Raw genomic sequence first — 16,471 nt, 5'->3', positions numbered from 1 at the left:
TTCCTGCAAGCAGCACCTCTGCGAACGTTACCCGAGCAGACGCTCGATGCCCATGGTTATCGCGAGTCCTCCCCCGATCAGCCAGGCATAGACGATGGCGCCGGTCACCAGCGCGCGCGGTCCGGCCCGGCGAATCTGCTCGATCCGTGTTTCGATACCCAGTGCGGTCATCGCCATGGTCAACGCGAAAGTATCGAGCGTGTTCAGCGTGTGCGTCGCGGTATCCGGCAAAACGTGCAACGAATTCACGATCACGAGTGCGAGGAAGCCGAGCGCGAACCAGGGAATGGCCAGCTTGCGCTTGGTGTTGCTACCGTCGGCCTGACCCTTGTTACGCGAGCGGTTGATCCACATGCCGATGACGAGCAGCACCGGCACGAGCAGCATCACGCGCGTCATTTTCACGATGGTTGCGATATGCGTCGCTTCCGGGCTCACATTGCTGGCCGCGCCCACCACCTGCGCCACTTCGTGGATCGTGCCGCCGAAAAACAGGCCGACGCCCAGCGTGTCCAGATGCAGCCAGCCGAGGTGTAGCGCGAGCGGGTAGAGGAACATGGAAAGCGTGCCGAACAGCACCACGCTGCCGACCGCCATCGCACTTTTATGCGGCTCGGACTGCAAGGTTGATTCGAACGCGAGCACTGCCGCGGCGCCGCAGATTGCGCTGCCGGCCGCTGTCAGCAATGCCGTGTCGCGGTCGAGCTTCATCAGCTTCATGCCCGCCCACGTGCCGATGGCGAGCGTGCTCACCACCATCAGCACCGACACCGTCAGCCCCGGCAGCCCGACCTGCGCGATTTCCTGCAGGCTCACGCGCAGCCCGAAGAAGCCGACTGCGATACGCAGCAGCTTGCGAGCGGAGAAGTTCACGCCTGACGCCCAGCTTTCCGGCATGCCGTCACGCAGCGCATTGCCGTAGATAGCGCCGGCAACAATGCCGACGATCAGCGGACTGAGTCCCAGATTTGCGATAAACGGTATCGCGGCCAACTGCGTGACGGCGGCGGCGAACAGTGCAACGAACAAGATACCGTTCAGTTGACCACGCGTCTGAGCGGTTGGAGCGGCGTGAGATGCGACAGGAGTGGCGAGCGAGTTCACGGGTTTTTCCGTTTCGATTTGATGTGTCCAATCCTATTCTGAATATAACGATATGAAAAATTGTCATTTAGGATGTAAACTATCCACTCAGCCGATAGTTGAACCACCATGACCTCAGACCAGCTTATAACTTTCGCCACCGTCGCCGAGCACGCGAACATCAGCCGGGCAGCGCTTGCACTGCATTTGTCGCAGCCGGCCGTATCGGGGCAATTGCGCCAGTTGCAGGACGAATTCGGCGAGCCGTTGTATCAGCGCGATGGCCGCGGCATTCGGCTGACCGCCGCCGGTGAACAGCTCGCGGTTTATGCCACGCGGATTCGGGAGACCGTCGGGCAGGCGCATGCGTACCGGAATGCGCTGCGGGGGCTCGAGCGCGGCACGTTGAGGATCGGCGCGAGCACGACGCCCGCGAGTTACCTGCTGCCTTACCTGATCGCGGAGTTTCATCGGCAGCATCCTGATGTGGCGGTGCACACGATCGACGGTAATACGACCGAGATCGTAGCTGCGCTGGGTTCGCTGGATATCGCAATGATCGAAGGGCCGGTGGGCGCCGATCTGCCGCCGGGAACCGAAGCCACGCCGTGGCGCGAGGACGAAATCGTGGCAATTGCGCCGCGCGGGCATCCGCTGGCGGCCGCCTCGGGCGGGGTGACGCTGGAAGCGGTGTGCGCCCACTCGCTGGTCCTGCGCGAAGGCGGCTCGGGCGTGCGCCAACTGGTCGAGCGCGCGTGCGCTCGGGCGGGTGTGCAGATGAGGGTCGCGCTGGAAATCGCGGGCGTGGAAGGCGTGAAGGAAGCCGTGCGGGCGGGCATGGGGATTGGTTTTGTATCGGCGATGTCGATGCGCCATGAGGACGGCGCGTTGCAGCGTTTGCGAATCGCACCGGAGCCGCTGACGCGGCGCTTTTCGATCCTGATGCCGCATGGACCGGCGGCGTCACGGGCAGCGGCGCGGTTTTACACACTGTGCATGGGGAACGGCGCTGAAAAATAGGCCTGAAGGCGGTTTACAGCGAGATTGACAGCGTGGTGTCGAGGCAGGAAGAAGACGCCCTAGGGAATTCCAGAATAGCGCGCCCAGCCTCCCGGGCGCATGATGCGAAATCACTCAGACGCGACACGCGTCTTTTTTGAAATTCGATCTTGGAACCGGTTCCATTGACCGGTTAAAGGTAAATTCCGCTGTGGAACACGGCAATTCTGGAAATCTGATCAAAAATACCCGGGCTGATGCGGCTGTCTCCGTGGTTATCGTGGCGAGTGCATTCGGCGCGGAAACGATCCGCCGCGATGGCCACGCAACTTGGGGCGAAGTCGCGGCAAAAGCAGGCGCGGCCGGTTTCGAAGTGCGCCGCGAATTGTTCTCCCGAAAGACTCAATCCCAGCCCGCTTCCCTGTACGAACTCGGCCAGCGAATCCGGTCGGCCGGCATCTGGCCCGTCTATTCCACCCCCGCGACCCTTTTCGACGATACCGGTGCCCTCGATGAGTGCTCGATAGAGGAGACCCTGGACGAAGCCGCCGCGCTTGGTGCGCGTATCGTCAAATTCCAGCTCGGCGGGTCAGAAAGCGCCGGCACGGCAACGGATTCCGCGACACTCGATCGCCTGATCGCCGGTATCCGCAATTCCAAAGCGAAGGTTGTCGTCGAGAACGGCCAACTGAAAGCGGGCGGCACGATCGATGCGTTCTCCACTTTGTTCGAAGCGCTGGAAAACCGCTCGCACACGCTCTCGATGACCTTCGACACCGGCAACTGGCAATGGGCGCAGCAAGATCCGCTGGAAGCCGCGAGGCGTCTGGCCAAATACGTGGGTTACGTGCATTGCAAGGCGGTGCAGGGTGAAGGCGCGCGACGTTCCGCGGCGGCTCCCGCAACCGACGACGCGCACTTCTTCGCGTTGCTGGCGTCTCTGCCGGCCGATGTTCCGCGCGGTATCGAATTTCCATTCGACCAGGACAATCTCGCCGCCGATGCTGCGCGCTACGTCAGACAACTTGCCTCGGCTTGAAATCGGCCTGAAACCAGCTTGAAAATTTGCCTGCACCCCCCTCAATGAATGATGAAGGACCGCTTATGAAAACCTCTCTCGATGTCGTGACCTACGGCGAAGCCATGACGATGTTCGTCGCCGCCGAGACCGGCGATCTCGCGAAGGTCGGCCAGTTCACCAAGCGCGTGGCCGGCGCGGACCTGAATGTTGCGATCGGTTTGTCGCGGCTCGGATTCCGGGTCGGCTGGATGAGCCGAGTGGGCAAGGATTCGTTCGGCCGATACGTACTCGACGTGCTCGCGCAGGAAGGAATCGACGCGGGTTGCGTGACCATCGACGAGCGTTATCCGACCGCTTTCCAGCTTAAATCGAAGAATGACGACGGCAGCGACCCGGCGATCGAGTATTTCCGCAAAGGGTCGGCGGCGAGCCATTTGTCGCTCGACGACTACGTGGCGGACTATGTGCTGGGCGCACGCCACCTGCACCTGACGGGTGTCGCACCGGCCATTTCGGCGACCTCGCGTGAACTCGGGTTCCACATGGCGCGGGAGATGCGCAAGGCGGGCAAGACCATTTCGTTCGATCCGAACCTGCGTCCCACGCTGTGGCCGTCGCGCCAAGCGATGGCGGAGTCGCTGAACGCGCTGGCGGCGCTTGCCGACTGGGTGATGCCGGGTGTCAGCGAAGGCAAGATCCTGACGGGTTTCACGAAGCCCGAGGACATTGCGCAGTTCTATCTGGATCAGGGCGCGAAGGGCGTGGTGGTCAAGCTCGGGGCGCATGGCGCGTACTTCCGGACGGCGGACAAGGACGAAGGCACGGTGCCGGCGATCCCCGTGAAAAATGTCGTCGATACGGTCGGCGCGGGAGACGGTTTCGCCGTCGGGATAGTGAGCGCGCTGCTGGAAGGGCGCGACGTGCGGCACGCACTGACACGTGGCAACCGCATCGGCGCTCTGGCGATCCAGGTGATCGGCGATAGCGAAGGTCTCCCGACCCGCGCCGAACTCGATGCGCTGGAACAAGCGGGCGGCAACGGAACGCAAGCCAGCGGCGCGGCAGCAGCCAACGCCGCCTTATAAGGGCGCTTCATAGCCGCTTCATAGCGGCGTCATAGCCCCTTCACAGAGCAAAGAGCCAAGGACGGAGACAACCATGCAACCAGCCAGTGCCAACACGATTCAGCCCAAGCTTGCGGTGCGCCGCTGGTGGACGATCATGCCGATCGTGTTCATCACGTACAGCCTCGCGTATCTCGACCGCGCGAACTTCGGCTTCGCTTCGGCAGCCGGTATCAATCACGATCTCGGTATCAGCAAGGGGCTGGCGTCGCTGATCGGTGCGTTGTTCTTCCTCGGCTATTTCTTCTTCCAGATTCCCGGCGCGATCTACGCCGAGCGTCGCAGTGTGAAGAAGCTCGTGTTCGTGAGCCTGATCCTGTGGGGCGGCTGCGCCGCGCTGACCGGCGTGGTCACCAACCTCCCCTCGCTGATGGTGCTGCGTTTCATGCTCGGTGTCGTGGAAGCGGCCGTGATGCCCGCGATGCTGATCTTCATCTCCAACTGGTTCACGAAATCCGAGCGCTCGCGCGCCAACACCTTCCTGATCCTGGGCAATCCGGTGACGGTGCTGTGGATGTCGGTGGTATCGGGGTACCTGATCAACTCATTCGGCTGGCGCCACATGTTCGTGGTGGAGGGCGCGCCGGCCATTATCTGGGCGGTGATCTGGTGGTTCGTCGTGCAGGACAAGCCGGCGCAGGTTAAGTGGTTGTCCGACCAGGAAAAGCGCGATCTGGACAACACGCTGCGCGCGGAACAAGCGGCGATCAAACCGGTCAAGAATTATGGCGAGGCGTTTAAATCCGCCGCGGTGATCAAGCTGTCCGCGCAGTATTTCTGCTGGAGCATCGGTGTGTACGGTTTCGTGTTGTGGCTGCCGTCGATCCTCAAGAACGCGTCAACGTTCGGCATGGTCGAGACGGGCTGGCTGTCTGCCGTGCCGTATCTCGCGGCGACCATTGCGATGATCGCGGCGTCGTGGGCGTCGGACAAACTAGAGCGCCGCAAATTGTTCGTGTGGCCGTTCCTGCTGATCGGCGCATTCGCCTTCGCGGGATCGTACCTGCTTGGATCGACGAGTTTCTGGGGCTCCTATGCGCTGCTCGTGATCGCAGGCGCGGCCATGTATGCGCCGTACGGCCCGTTCTTCGCGATCGTGCCCGAGTTGTTGCCGAAGAACGTGGCGGGCGGCGCCATGGCGCTGATCAACAGCATGGGCGCGCTCGGATCGTTTGTCGGTTCGTATGTGGTCGGCTACCTGAACGGCGCGACGGGCTCGCCGGCGGCGTCGTATGTGTTCATGAGCGCCGCTCTGGTGGCCGCCGTCATACTGACGCTGGTCGTGAAACCGCAGCCGGTCGTCGCCGCTAAACTGGCTACACGTGCTTGAGGCGCTGAAGAAACTTGTGACGCTCAACCGTATTTAATCCACAGGACCTGTTTCGATGAAAAAGAAAATCGTCGCATATAAGCCGTTACCGGCGGACGTGCTTGCTTATCTCCAGGAACACGCGGACGTTACGACCGTCGATCCGAAGCAGCACGACGCGTTCGTGGCAGCGTTGAAAGATGCCGATGGCGCGATCGGCGCGAGCACGCAGATCACCCCGGCCATGCTCGAAGGGGCGACGAAGCTGAAGGCGCTGGCGACGGTTTCCGTTGGTTTCGATGCCTTCGATATCGCCGACCTGAACCGCCGCGGCATCCTGCTCACGAACACGCCGGATGTGCTGACGGAATCGACGGCAGATACGGTTTTCGCGTTGATCCTCGCGAGCGCGCGCCGCGTGGTGGAACTTGCGGAGTGGGTGAAGGCGGGCCAGTGGACGAAGAGTATCGGTGACGAGTATTTTGGCGTCGATGTGCAGGGCAAGACGCTCGGTATCGTCGGGCTGGGGCGCATTGGCGGTGCGGTAGCGCGGCGCGCGTCGCTCGGCTTCCGCATGAACGTGCTGTACACCAACCGCAGCCCGAATGCACAGGCTGAACGGGACTACGGCGCGAAGAAAGTTGACCTCGACGAGTTGCTGGAGACCTCTGATTTCGTGCTGCTGCAAGTTCCGCTGACCGCCGAGACGCGCAACCTGATCGGCGCTGAGCAACTGAAAAAAATGAAGCGTAGTGCGATCCTGATCAACGCATCGCGCGGACCGACGGTGGATGAAGATGCACTGATTCAAGCGTTGCAGGACGGTACGATCCTCGGCGCGGGCCTCGATGTGTTCGTCAAGGAACCGCTGCCTGCGGACTCGCCGCTGCTCAAGATGAAGAACGTGGTGGCGCTGCCGCATATCGGCTCGGCCACGCACGAAACCCGCCACGCGATGAACAAGAACGCCGCGGAGAACCTGATCGGTGCGTTGAATGGCACGCTGACGAACAACATGGTGAATCCGGAAGCATTGAAGCGCTGAGCGGCTTGACGAGAGCTTGCTGCAAAGGACTAAGCGCGCCCTGGCGCGCTTTGTTTTTATCGGGTGTTGAACGAGAACATGGCAAGAGACAATTTTTCGAATGACCGGCGCGCGACGATCACCGACGTTGCGCGCGAAGCCGGCACCGGCAAGACCAGCATTTCGCGCTATCTGAACGGCGAGACGGGGGTGTTGTCAACAGAATTGCGCGAGCGTATAGAAGAGGCGATCGCGAAGCTCGATTACCGCCCCAACCAGATGGCGCGCGGGCTGAAACGCGGGCGCAACCGGCTGGTCGGGATGCTGGTCGCGGACCTGACGAATCCGTACTCCGTCGAGGTGCTGCAGGGCGTGGAAGCAGCCTGTCACGCGTATGGTTACATGCCGCTGATCTGCCACGCGGCGAACGAGCTCGATCTGGAGCGTCGATACCTGCAACTGCTGACCACGTATCGCGTGGAGGGCGTGATTGTGAACGCGCTCGGCGTGAAGGAGGATACGCTGGAATCGCTCACGCGCGGCGGCGTGCCGGTCGTGCTGGTGGATCGTGCAGTCGAAGGGCTCGTCACCGACATGGTCGGACTGGACAATACCGAGGCGGTGCGGATGGCGGTCCGTCATCTCGTCAGCCAGGGTTTCGATGAACTGCTGTTTGTCGTCCAGCCGTACGCGCAGGTCAGCTCGCGACGCGTGCGCGAAGCGGCATTTCGTGACACTATCGGCGCGCTCGGCGTTTCTACAGTCTCCGGCGCCACGATCGTGCTCGATCTGGATAATGACGAAACCCTGGCTGAAATCGATGCACGCGTAGACGCCGCCCAACGGCAGAACCGCCGCATAGCGCTGTTCGCGGCGAATGCGCCGGTCGCATTGCGGGTTGCGCTGCACCTGAAGGATCGTCATGGCGTCGACTGGCAGCGGCGGGTGGCGCTAATGAGTATCGACGACTCCGAGTGGGCCGAGCTGGCCGGAATGACGACCGTGCGGCAGCCGACCTATACCATAGGCGAGCGCGCCGTCGAGTTTCTCCACGAGCGCATAGAAGGTGCGGTCTTGGCAGCGCGAGAATGCCTGTTGCCGGGCGAACTGGTCGTGCGGGCATCGACGTCGATCACGGTACCGTCACCAACGAATCACGGCGGCACATAGTTCTTGAGGAAATTTAATTAATGGTAAGTGCTTTGACGCTGGTCTGCATCACCCTCGCGACGCTGCTGATTGCCGCGTTGCCTATCTGGCTGTATCGCAAGACGAAACCCCGGTTTGGTTTCGAGCGGCGTGACGTGATTGTCGGGATCGCGGTCTTTGCACTGTTTTCGATGGTGATCGAACGTGGCCTGCACTGGCTCGTGCTGAGCAATGCGACGACCGTCGGTCTGCTGATGAATCCGGCCATTTTCGTGATCTACGGCGCGCTTGCGACCGGTATTTGCGAGGAAGTCGGGCGCTACGCCGGTATGAGGTGGTTGATCAAGCGTGATCCCACTTCGCTGCAGCGCCCCGGCACGGCATTGGGTTATGGGATTGGCCACGGCGGCGCGGAGGCGTGGCTCGTCGGCGTGCTGGTGCAACTGCAGTGGATCCTCTACGCGTTGCTCGCCGATCGCGGCATGCTTGATCAATATTTCACGAGTGTCCCGGCCGAGTCGCTGCTGCGGCTGCACGCCGTGCTCGGCAGTCTCGCGCCGGAAACTGCCGCGATGTTCCTGGTCGAGCGGGCGGCTGCTTTTGTGTTCCAGGTGGGATTGTCGGTGGCAATGTGGCACATGCTGCGCGAGCGTTTCCGTTTCACGCTGCCGTTCATGATCGTTGCGCACGCGCTGATCGCGTTGCCGGTTGCGCTGTATCAGGCGCGGTTGATTCCGCTGCTTGCCGCCGACGCCGTGTATCTCGTGTTCGGCCTGATCGTGATGCGTGCGCTGCGGCGCTATTTCCTGGGCGTGGCGGCAGCCGCGACTCGAGCGGCGCGTACGGCGCGTGCAGAGGCCGGAGACTGAGATGGACGACGAATATCAATACGACTGCCCGAGTGCCGATATCGAATTGCTCGCGCGTGTGGTCAGCGACCTGTTTCCGGAGCAGACGCAATTCGCCGAGCGCCCGGGCGACGACGGCAGGCTCTCACTCGTGATTCATTACGTGGCGATGCGCTTCGGGGCGGCGGCGCGCCGTATAGCCATTGATATCCGCTTCGATCCCGCCGCACTCGCGCGCTACAGGGCGATGCCGCCGCGTCTGCACGCGCGCAGCTATGCGGTGCTGCGTGCGTATGTAGAAGCCACGCTCGGCTCGCTCGAGGAGATGTACGCAGCCGGGGAAGCGGTGCCGCGTACGGTCGAGATCGATATAGGCGAGGATTTTGCGTAAGCGTCAAGTCTGGCGCGCGCAGAGTGGTCCGACCTTGCGCTGCCTGGTGACGCGATAGAGGCTATAAAACGCGCTTATAAACCTTGGCGAAACGGGCGGCCTTGACTACCCCATAGTCTCCCGGCGCGTATTGCATGACCCAGTCGCCCGCTTCACCGTGAAGCACATCGCCGGCTTCCGAGCGCGCGATTGAAAACGCTTCGTGCATTTGCTTGGCGAGGACCGCGACCGGCACGTTGCGGTATGTCCCGGCATGACCATGGGTGAGGCCGTCGTGCGCGGCGTACTTTGCATCGAACCGATCCCGCGATACCACCCAGCGCTCGCCGGTCGCACCGGTGATCAACGCATCGCCGGGAGCATAGCGGTTCGGACCTTCCAGGCTCATCAGCGAGCCCGGTTCTTCAGCAAACTGGACCGCGACGGTTTCGTCTTTCACCACGCGATGCGCGGCGGGGTCAGCGGTAAGGTCGAGGTGGGTGAGGGTGATTGGTGTCATGCGGATGTCATGGAGACGCTGAAACGTGAATAATCCGCGATCGTAACGCCAAGCTCCCCGTTGTGCATACCGCAATGTGAAAGCGCCCGCATCGAAACCACGATGCGAGCGCTTTTTACGGGTTTTAACTGGAAAACCCGTGTGAAGTCCAGTCTTCAGATCAAGCCGTTACCGCAAGGCTCAGGGCTTTGTGGTCGAAGCGCCATCAGCCGCTGCGGCTGCCGGCGCCTTGCGATGCGGCCCACGTCCCTTGTGCTCGCCCTGCTTGCCCGACTGGTGGAAGCTTGCGTCGGCGAGTTTCTTCTGCTCGGGTGAAAGGCTCGCATAAAGCGGCTCGAAGGCCTCGACCAGGTGCTTCGTGCCGTCCGCGTGCGCCTGGGTGATCTGCTCGTACTGCTTCATGTCGTCGAGCGCGCTCGTGTTGTCTCCCAGCGCCATGCGTTGACGGTACAGCTCACCCATGGTGTGGCCGTTGTCGCGCATGACGTCGGCAAACTTGTTCCATTGCCCGTCCTGGGCCGGGGTGATCTTGAGCTTGGCATGCAGTTCCGAAATGCGCTGCTCGACGCGCGCCTCACGTGCCTGGGCGTGCGCCATGGCCGGTGCCGATGCGCCTGCCGGCGCAGCAGGTGCTGCCGGAGCGGACGATTGGGCGAACGCCGTGGAAAGGGCCAGCGAGGCAGCCAGTGCAACGAATGTTTTTTTCATGAGTGACACCTTGGGTCCATTAAGAAGGGGCAAGCAATACACGAAAAGATAACGTGTGATGTTTGGCCGACGGCGCTATTAATATCACGTTAGCGCGTGCCGCTGCCTTGGTTGCCACAACTGCTTACAACCGATACGTCTGCGAAAAAAACGTGTTGAGAGAGCAAGCCGGGTTCGCAGGGGTAGGAGTTTAACCAACAAGCGGGGGCGGACGCAGTTTGATGCTGCCGTGTTTTAATGTCCCTCTGTTTCATGCTTTTGCCTTATGCGGGATGTCGTGCGGGAAGTCGTGCATGATTTCATGCGGTACTTTCACGGATTTAGACAAAACTAACAAAAGGATCACGCTTTATGCGACCGCCGCGCCTCGATCAGCTTGACGACATCGACCGGAACCTCGTCGCGTCCTTGCAGGTGAACGCCCGGGAAAGTGTGTCCGAGCTTGCGCGTCAGCTCGGCGTTGCGCGCACTACGGTGATCGCACGGCTTGCGCGGCTTGAAAAAACCGGCGTGATAGCAGGGTATGGCGTGCGGCTCGGACAAGACGTGCTCGACGCCAGCATCCAGGCCTACGTGGGCATCAAACTCGCGCCGAAATATGGCCGCGACGTGCAGAAGCGCTTCGCCAGGATGCCCGAGATGCAACTGCTCTGCGCCGTGAGTGGCGAGTTCGACTATGTTGCGTGGCTGCGTGCGGATTCCCCGGACCGGCTGAACGATCTGCTCGATGAAATCGGTGGCCTGGAAGGCGTTGAACGCACGACGACATCGATCATTCTTGCCCGCAAGGTGGATCGTGGCGGCCTCGGTTAAGAGACCCTTTCGGCAGGCTTGCCGAGCGATTTCATGCAATTTGTCGTAAATACTCGTCAAAACGTCGAAATTGATGGTCGATCCGCAGCATTTTGCGTCTTTTATCAATATTCATGCGCTCCTAAACTGGTGGTCGGAGATTTGCCCATTGACCGCCCATCAAGGAGATAAACATGAAAATAGCCCTCATCGGCGCCGGCCTGATTGGCCAGAGCATTGCTCATTTGCTGCGTGAAACCGGCGACTATGACGTGGTCGTTTTTGACCGCGACGCCCACGCGCTCGAGTTGCTTGAAGCGCAGGGTATTTCCACCCGCCGTGTCGATTCCGCCGATGCCAATGCGTTGCGTCTTGCGCTCCAGGGCTTCGACGCGCTCCTCAATGCGATGCCGTATTACCTCGCCGTGACCGTGGCGACAGCGGCGAAAGCGGCCGGCGTGCATTACTTCGACTTGACTGAAGACGTGCGGGCGACGCATGCGATCCGCGCGATTGCTGACGACTCGAGCCATGCGTTCATGCCGCAATGCGGCTTGGCGCCGGGGTTCATCGGCATTGTGGCGCATGACCTGGCCAAGCGCTTCGCCGAGGTGCGCGAGGTCAAGATGCGGGTTGGTGCGTTGCCCGAATTCCCCACCAACGCGTTGAAATACAACCTGACCTGGAGCATTGATGGCTTGATCAACGAGTATTGCCAGCCGTGCGAGGCGATCCGTGACGGCAGTACGCAATGGGTGCAGCCGCTGGAAGGACTGGAGCATTTTTCGCTCGATGGTACGGAGTACGAGGCGTTCAATACATCGGGTGGGCTCGGCACGTTGTGCGAGACGCTGGCCGGCAAGGTGGAGACGCTGGATTACAAGTCGGTGCGTTATCCGGGGCATCGCGAGCTGATGAAGTTCCTGCTGGACGACTTGCGCATGTCGAGTGATCGGGACGGATTGAAGGCGATGTTGCGGCGTGCTATACCGGCGACGGCGCAGGACGTGGTGCTGGTATTCGTCACGGCAACGGGTATGCGCGATGGGCGCCTTGTGCAGGATGTCTTCACCCGCAAGATCTTCGCGAAGAACGTATGCGGCGTGGAAATGAGCGCGATCCAGATCACGACCGCCGGTGCGATCTGCGCGGAACTGGATCTGTTCCGTGAAGGCGTGTTGCCGCAGAGTGGGTTTATCCGTCAGGAACAGGTGCCGCTGGAAGCGTTCCTCGCGAACCGGTTTGGACAGTTGTACGAAGGGGCGAGCACGCTGGGCGTTGTCCGGCAACTCCAGGCGGCCTGACCTTGCGCGGGTAGTTGTTTGCCCGGGAGCGGCACACTGACAAGCTACTCGCTATATAGATTCATCAGCGGCGTCGACGTAATGCCATGCAGGATTACCGACGCCGCGATTACCCCCAGCACCAGCGGCGCAAGCGGTTCCGCGGCGCTGCGAGGCGCATGCTCCAGCGCGTACATCAGGTAATAAAATGACCCGACACCGCGAATCCCGAACCAACTGGTGAGCAGCCGTTGTGAACGCGTCGCCGATGACCCCAGCAACGAAGCCTGCACCGACACCGGCCGCGCCACGAAGAACAACAGCCCGACTACGGCGGCGCCTTGCCACGTAAACAGCCGGTCCCAAACGTTGGCAAGCGCGCTGCCCACCATCAGCATGACCGCAACTTCCGCGATTCGCTCGAGCTCGATCGTGAAACCGAGTATCCGTTCCGCGACAAACGCATGGGCACGATCGGGATCGGAGGCGGTTGCGCCGACGTCCTCGGTATCGATCAGGCCCACCGCTTCATGCGCCGACTTGCCACCGCTGGCTTTCTGCTCAACGCGCCGCATTGCCAGACCCGCTGCGAACACGGAGAGGAACGCGTACGTATGGATCAATTCGGCCACCCCGTACGCGAGTGCGATCAAGCCCAGCGCATAAAAACCTTCGGGCCCGAGAGCCAGGCCGTGGCGACTGCGCAGCCACGCAATCAACCGCACGGCAAGGTCTCCCAGCAGCCAGCCCACGGCTAATGCGCCGGCGACGCCCCAGAGGGCATCGGTGGCGAAATGCCAGCTCAGCGCCTGCTTCGGCGATGCCTCGTAGTTGCATACCGCGATGCCCAGCAACGCGAATGGCAGGGCGATACCGTCGTTCAGCCCGCCTTCGCCTGTGAGCGAGAAGCGCAGCAGGTCGACATCCCCTGGAACCTGGACTTGCACATCGTGGGCGAGTACAGGATCGGTGGGGGCGAGCATGGCGGCAACCAGCAGCGCGGGTCCCCAGCTCATGTGCAGCAGAAAGACTCCCGCCAGCGTCATGATGGCGACTGTCGCTACCATGGCGACCAGGCCAAGGCGCACGGGCAGAAGCCAGATGCGGTCGGTGGGCGGCACGCGCAGGCGCAGTCCGATCGCGAACAGCGACACGAGCATGGCGACTTCGGTAATCCGGCGCAGCAGGGCGGCGTCGCCCAGCAGGTCGAGTTTCAGCAGGCCGATGCCGGCCGGGCCTATGCCGAAACCGATGGCCAGATACACCATGGCGCTGCTGATCGGCAGTTGCTTGAACGTCGAGCTGGCAAGCCCCATGAAAATGAGCACACCGCCAACGACGAGAAACCATATCGTTTCGGTCATGAGGGCCTGAGGTGGATGCAGCGTACGCGTTTAAGAGCAAGGGACATGCCACCCAGCCTGCCGGCGAGGTTTTAAGGCCCGGCGGGGGACTCGCATACGATCGCCGTTGATGACCGGGTTTCGCTGCGTGCAACGCACCAGGCTTTACCCGTCAACCCGCGCGTACCAGCTTGCCGCGTTATGCCCTGGCTCGGGCACAATGATGCGCCTGCAGGGCGCCAACCCGGTGACGGAACCATCATTGAACACAGTCCGGGTTGCCGGCTAAGTAGAATCGCGCGCACCCGCTCGCTGCACGCCGGCACGTCGCGAGCCAAACGAACCGTCCAGATCATCGTGAAACGTAAAATGCCCGCGCTGAACGCGCTCAAAGCCTTCGAGGCGGCCGGTACCACCGGCAGCTTCACCCGTGCAGCGGAGCTGCTGAACGTTACGCAAAGCGCGGTCAGCCGGCAGGTCCGGCAACTGGAGGAGCAACTCGGCGAGACGCTGTTTTCGCGCCGTCACCAGCATCTCGTCCTCACGCCCAGCGGCCGCGTGCTGCTGCGTGCGCTGCAGCAATCCTTCGACAAGATCGAACTGACGGTTCGCGCGATCAGCCAGAAAAACGACGTCAACCGCCTGCGCATCAACGTCCCGCCGACCTTTGCCGCGCGCTGGCTGGTGCCGCGTCTCGGGCGCTTGCGCGAAGCGTTTCCGCAACTCGACCTGAGCATCACGACGCGCGTGAACGACGGCATCGCGGATTCGAACCGGCTCGATTGCGCGGTGCGTTTCGGCGATGGCGAATGGAACAACCTTGAAAGTACCCTGCTTATGCACGAACGCCACATTGCAGTGGCGTCGCCGGCATTGCTCGATCGTGAAGGAGTGGACGTGCCGGTGGAGCTGAACCGCTTCACGTTGCTGCACGTTCTGTCGGGCGAGGATCAGCGGTACCTGACCTGGCAGCACTGGCTGGACGCTGCGCGCATAGAAGGCGTGGACACCGACAACGGTCACGAATTCGACCTGCTTGATTTATCGATACGCGCTGCCATTGACGGCATGGGCATCACCATTGCCGATCGCCACATGATCGCGGCCGAACTGGCGTCGGGGCAATTGCGGCAAGTGCTGGACGTGGAGGTGGAAGGGCGGCAATCGTACTGGTTCGTGCTGCGTCCCGAGCAACGCGCAAGCGGGACGCAGCGGCTATTCCAGCAGTGGCTTCAGGCCGAAGCAGCGGCAAGCGCTTCGCGTTGAACGAAGGTGGGTTCAGCGGCATCGGCGAGAATCATTTGCGCGCCTTTTTCCGCCACCATCATCACGGGGGCATTGATATTGCCGGACGTGACGTTCGGGAAAATGGACGCATCGACAATACGCAAGCCTTCGATGCCATGCACGCGCAGACGCTCATCCACTACCGCGGTCTGCGGGTCCGGACCCATCGCGCAGGAACCGCACAGGTGATAGATCGAGCCGCTGTTCTCGCGGAAATAGTGCAGCATGGCGGCGGCGTCGCCATCGGGCACGACTGACGCGCCCGGCAGCGTTTCCTCCACCGTGACCGCGCGCAACGCCGGGGCCTGCATGATCGAACGGATCAGCCGGCTGCCCTGGATCACTTCGTCAATGTCCTTTTGCGTCGTCAGGTAGTTGGCGTGAATCAACGCGGCGTCCTTCGCATCCGGCGATGCGATCTCGATCGATCCGCGGCTCGTCGGCCGGCACGGATTGAACGCGAGCAGGAAGCCGGGATACGGTTCGGGCGTGAGCTGCGAGCGGTTCGATTTCGGAATCCGGTACGACAACGGATTGAAGTAGAGCTGCAGGTTCGCAAGCGGGCTGGCCGGGTCCATGCTGAAGAATCCACCGGCCTGATTCACGCTCATGGCAAGCGGCCCCTTGCGCGTCAGCAGGTACTGCAGACCCAGTTTCAGCTTGCCGGGAAGCGAACCGAAGTCGCCGTTCAGCGTAGGCATGTTCGCGCGATAGTAGTAGCTCGCGCAGAGATGATCCTGCAGGTTCTGGCCGACAGCGGGAAGCGCATGCACGACGGGAACGCCGTGGCGTGCGAGCAGTTCCTTCGGGCCGATGCCCGAGAGTTGCAGCAGTTTTGGCGTGTCGACCGCACCCGCGCACAAAAGCACTTCGCGCCCGGCATGGAATGTTCGCTTGACACCGTTCTGCGATACCTCGACCCCTGTCGCGCGCAGTCCGTCGAACAGCACCCGCGAAGTCAGCGCGTGATGTTCGATATGCACGTTCGAGCGTTTCAACGCCGGTTCCAGATACGCCACGTTGCTCGACTCCCGTTGACCCTTGTGCGTATTGACGTCGTAGACGCCGGCGCCTTCGATCTTCGCGCCGTTGAAGTCGTCGTTGCGCGGAATGCCCATTTCATCGCAGGCATCGAGGAAGTGACGCGTGATGGCGTGGATGCCGCGTTTCATCGATGTCACGTGGATCGGGCCGCTCGCGCCATGCACGGCGGTGTCGCCGGCCTCGTGGCTTTCCAGTTGACGGAAAAACGGCAGCACGTCCTTGTACGACCAGCCCGCGTTGCCCGCGGCGGCCCAGTCGTCGAAATCGCGTGGCGCACCGCGCACGTAGATCATCGCGTTGATGGAGCCGGACCCGCCTTGCACCTTGCCGCGCGGCGCATAGATCTTCCGGTCCGCCAACTCTGCTTCCGGCTCGGTGTAATACATCCAGTTGCAGCCCGGATCGTAGTAGGTCTTGGCAAACCCGACTGGAATCCTGAACCAGAACGAGTCGGCCTTGCCGCCCGCTTCGAGCACGAGCACAGAGTGTTGTCCCGACGCGGACAGCCGCTCGGCGAGAATGCAGCCGGCCGATCCTGCGCCGACGATGATGTAGTCGTAAGTCATG

16 protein-coding genes are annotated in these 16,471 nt (G+C 61.9%); 11 read left to right on the top strand and 5 right to left on the bottom strand.

Going from position 1 to position 16,471, the window contains the following annotated elements; all coding sequences use genetic code 11:
* Positions 1 to 27: 27 nt before the first annotated feature.
* Positions 28 to 1,104 (bottom strand): YeiH family protein, encoded by a 1,077-nt coding sequence (locus ABH944_RS03385; RefSeq protein WP_404604582.1) that lies wholly within the window; start codon positions 1,102 to 1,104, stop codon positions 28 to 30.
* 108 nt (positions 1,105 to 1,212) lie between these two features.
* Between ABH944_RS03385 and ABH944_RS03380 the strand changes: the two genes are divergently transcribed.
* From ABH944_RS03380 to ABH944_RS03345, 8 genes are all read left to right on the top strand, one after another.
* Positions 1,213 to 2,103, top strand: a complete 891-nt coding sequence (locus tag ABH944_RS03380; RefSeq protein WP_404604583.1) for a LysR family transcriptional regulator — start codon at positions 1,213 to 1,215, stop codon at positions 2,101 to 2,103.
* A gap of 214 nt (positions 2,104 to 2,317) precedes the next feature.
* A complete protein-coding gene (locus tag ABH944_RS03375) occupies positions 2,318 to 3,121 on the top strand; it encodes a sugar phosphate isomerase/epimerase family protein (protein ID WP_404604723.1) in 804 nt (267 codons plus the stop codon).
* Between the two features lie 65 nt (positions 3,122 to 3,186).
* On the top strand, positions 3,187 to 4,188 hold the full coding sequence (locus ABH944_RS03370) for a sugar kinase (protein WP_404604584.1): 1,002 nt from the start codon (positions 3,187 to 3,189) through the stop codon (positions 4,186 to 4,188).
* 73 nt (positions 4,189 to 4,261) lie between these two features.
* Positions 4,262 to 5,557, top strand: a complete 1,296-nt coding sequence (locus ABH944_RS03365) for an MFS transporter (RefSeq protein WP_404604585.1) — start codon at positions 4,262 to 4,264, stop codon at positions 5,555 to 5,557.
* Between the two features lie 55 nt (positions 5,558 to 5,612).
* Positions 5,613 to 6,581: a 2-hydroxyacid dehydrogenase gene (locus tag ABH944_RS03360; protein ID WP_404604586.1), complete on the top strand. Its 969-nt coding sequence runs from the start codon at positions 5,613 to 5,615 to the stop codon at positions 6,579 to 6,581.
* A 78-nt stretch (positions 6,582 to 6,659) separates the two neighbouring features.
* Positions 6,660 to 7,730, top strand: coding sequence for a LacI family DNA-binding transcriptional regulator (locus ABH944_RS03355; protein ID WP_404604587.1), 1,071 nt, complete (start codon positions 6,660 to 6,662; stop codon positions 7,728 to 7,730).
* Positions 7,731 to 7,750: 20 nt separating this feature from the next.
* Positions 7,751 to 8,578, top strand: a complete 828-nt coding sequence (locus ABH944_RS03350; RefSeq protein WP_404604588.1) for a YhfC family intramembrane metalloprotease — start codon at positions 7,751 to 7,753, stop codon at positions 8,576 to 8,578.
* 1 nt (position 8,579) lies between these two features.
* Positions 8,580 to 8,948 carry a DUF3022 domain-containing protein gene (locus tag ABH944_RS03345; protein ID WP_404604589.1) on the top strand — a complete coding sequence of 123 codons (369 nt, stop codon included), beginning with the start codon at positions 8,580 to 8,582 and terminating at the stop codon, positions 8,946 to 8,948.
* Between the two features lie 61 nt (positions 8,949 to 9,009).
* Here ABH944_RS03345 and ABH944_RS03340 read toward each other — a convergent pair whose 3' ends face one another.
* Together ABH944_RS03340 and ABH944_RS03335 are read right to left on the bottom strand one after the other, a co-directional pair.
* On the bottom strand, positions 9,010 to 9,447 hold the full coding sequence (locus tag ABH944_RS03340) for a PGDYG domain-containing protein (RefSeq protein ID WP_404604590.1): 438 nt from the start codon (positions 9,445 to 9,447) through the stop codon (positions 9,010 to 9,012).
* Positions 9,448 to 9,627: 180 nt separating this feature from the next.
* A complete protein-coding gene (locus ABH944_RS03335; protein WP_404604591.1) occupies positions 9,628 to 10,155 on the bottom strand; it encodes a Spy/CpxP family protein refolding chaperone in 528 nt (175 codons plus the stop codon).
* Between the two features lie 351 nt (positions 10,156 to 10,506).
* Between ABH944_RS03335 and ABH944_RS03330 the strand changes: the two genes are divergently transcribed.
* Together ABH944_RS03330 and ABH944_RS03325 are read left to right on the top strand one after the other, a co-directional pair.
* Positions 10,507 to 10,968, top strand: a complete 462-nt coding sequence (locus tag ABH944_RS03330; RefSeq protein WP_097263371.1) for an Lrp/AsnC family transcriptional regulator — start codon at positions 10,507 to 10,509, stop codon at positions 10,966 to 10,968.
* A gap of 173 nt (positions 10,969 to 11,141) precedes the next feature.
* Positions 11,142 to 12,251, top strand: coding sequence for a saccharopine dehydrogenase family protein (locus tag ABH944_RS03325; protein WP_404604592.1), 1,110 nt, complete (start codon positions 11,142 to 11,144; stop codon positions 12,249 to 12,251).
* Between the two features lie 44 nt (positions 12,252 to 12,295).
* On the opposite strand, the gene ABH944_RS03320 is transcribed toward ABH944_RS03325, so the two are convergent.
* Positions 12,296 to 13,594 (bottom strand): cation:proton antiporter, encoded by a 1,299-nt coding sequence (locus ABH944_RS03320; protein WP_404604593.1) that lies wholly within the window; start codon positions 13,592 to 13,594, stop codon positions 12,296 to 12,298.
* A gap of 348 nt (positions 13,595 to 13,942) precedes the next feature.
* Between ABH944_RS03320 and ABH944_RS03315 the strand changes: the two genes are divergently transcribed.
* Positions 13,943 to 14,839 carry a LysR substrate-binding domain-containing protein gene (locus ABH944_RS03315; RefSeq protein WP_207912582.1) on the top strand — a complete coding sequence of 299 codons (897 nt, stop codon included), beginning with the start codon at positions 13,943 to 13,945 and terminating at the stop codon, positions 14,837 to 14,839.
* On the opposite strand, the gene ABH944_RS03310 is transcribed toward ABH944_RS03315, so the two are convergent.
* The gene (locus tag ABH944_RS03310; RefSeq protein ID WP_404604594.1) at positions 14,806 to 16,470 is read right to left on the bottom strand and encodes a GMC family oxidoreductase; all 1,665 of its coding nucleotides are present in this window, start codon (positions 16,468 to 16,470) and stop codon (positions 14,806 to 14,808) included. The two genes, ABH944_RS03315 and ABH944_RS03310, sit on opposite strands and share 34 nt — an antisense overlap.
* Position 16,471: the final 1 nt, after the last annotated feature.

Origin of the sequence: Caballeronia udeis (assembly GCF_044909315.1) — a bacterium.
Lineage (GTDB): Bacteria > Pseudomonadota > Gammaproteobacteria > Burkholderiales > Burkholderiaceae > Caballeronia > Caballeronia udeis_A.
This window is presented reverse-complemented; position numbering and strand designations above follow the sequence as displayed.

Coding starts and splice junctions, on each gene's coding strand:
- ABH944_RS03380 (WP_404604583.1), top strand. CDS start 1,213: ATGACCTCAGACCAGCTTATAACTTTCGCCACCGTCGCCGAGCACGCG.
- ABH944_RS03370 (WP_404604584.1), top strand. CDS start 3,187: ATGAAAACCTCTCTCGATGTCGTGACCTACGGCGAAGCCATGACGATG.
- ABH944_RS03365 (WP_404604585.1), top strand. CDS start 4,262: ATGCAACCAGCCAGTGCCAACACGATTCAGCCCAAGCTTGCGGTGCGC.
- ABH944_RS03360 (WP_404604586.1), top strand. CDS start 5,613: ATGAAAAAGAAAATCGTCGCATATAAGCCGTTACCGGCGGACGTGCTT.
- ABH944_RS03355 (WP_404604587.1), top strand. CDS start 6,660: ATGGCAAGAGACAATTTTTCGAATGACCGGCGCGCGACGATCACCGAC.
- ABH944_RS03350 (WP_404604588.1), top strand. CDS start 7,751: ATGGTAAGTGCTTTGACGCTGGTCTGCATCACCCTCGCGACGCTGCTG.
- ABH944_RS03345 (WP_404604589.1), top strand. CDS start 8,580: ATGGACGACGAATATCAATACGACTGCCCGAGTGCCGATATCGAATTG.
- ABH944_RS03340 (WP_404604590.1), bottom strand. CDS start 9,447: ATGACACCAATCACCCTCACCCACCTCGACCTTACCGCTGACCCCGCC.
- ABH944_RS03335 (WP_404604591.1), bottom strand. CDS start 10,155: ATGAAAAAAACATTCGTTGCACTGGCTGCCTCGCTGGCCCTTTCCACG.
- ABH944_RS03330 (WP_097263371.1), top strand. CDS start 10,507: ATGCGACCGCCGCGCCTCGATCAGCTTGACGACATCGACCGGAACCTC.
- ABH944_RS03325 (WP_404604592.1), top strand. CDS start 11,142: ATGAAAATAGCCCTCATCGGCGCCGGCCTGATTGGCCAGAGCATTGCT.
- ABH944_RS03320 (WP_404604593.1), bottom strand. CDS start 13,594: ATGACCGAAACGATATGGTTTCTCGTCGTTGGCGGTGTGCTCATTTTC.
- ABH944_RS03315 (WP_207912582.1), top strand. CDS start 13,943: ATGCCCGCGCTGAACGCGCTCAAAGCCTTCGAGGCGGCCGGTACCACC.
- ABH944_RS03310 (WP_404604594.1), bottom strand. CDS start 16,470: ATGACTTACGACTACATCATCGTCGGCGCAGGATCGGCCGGCTGCATT.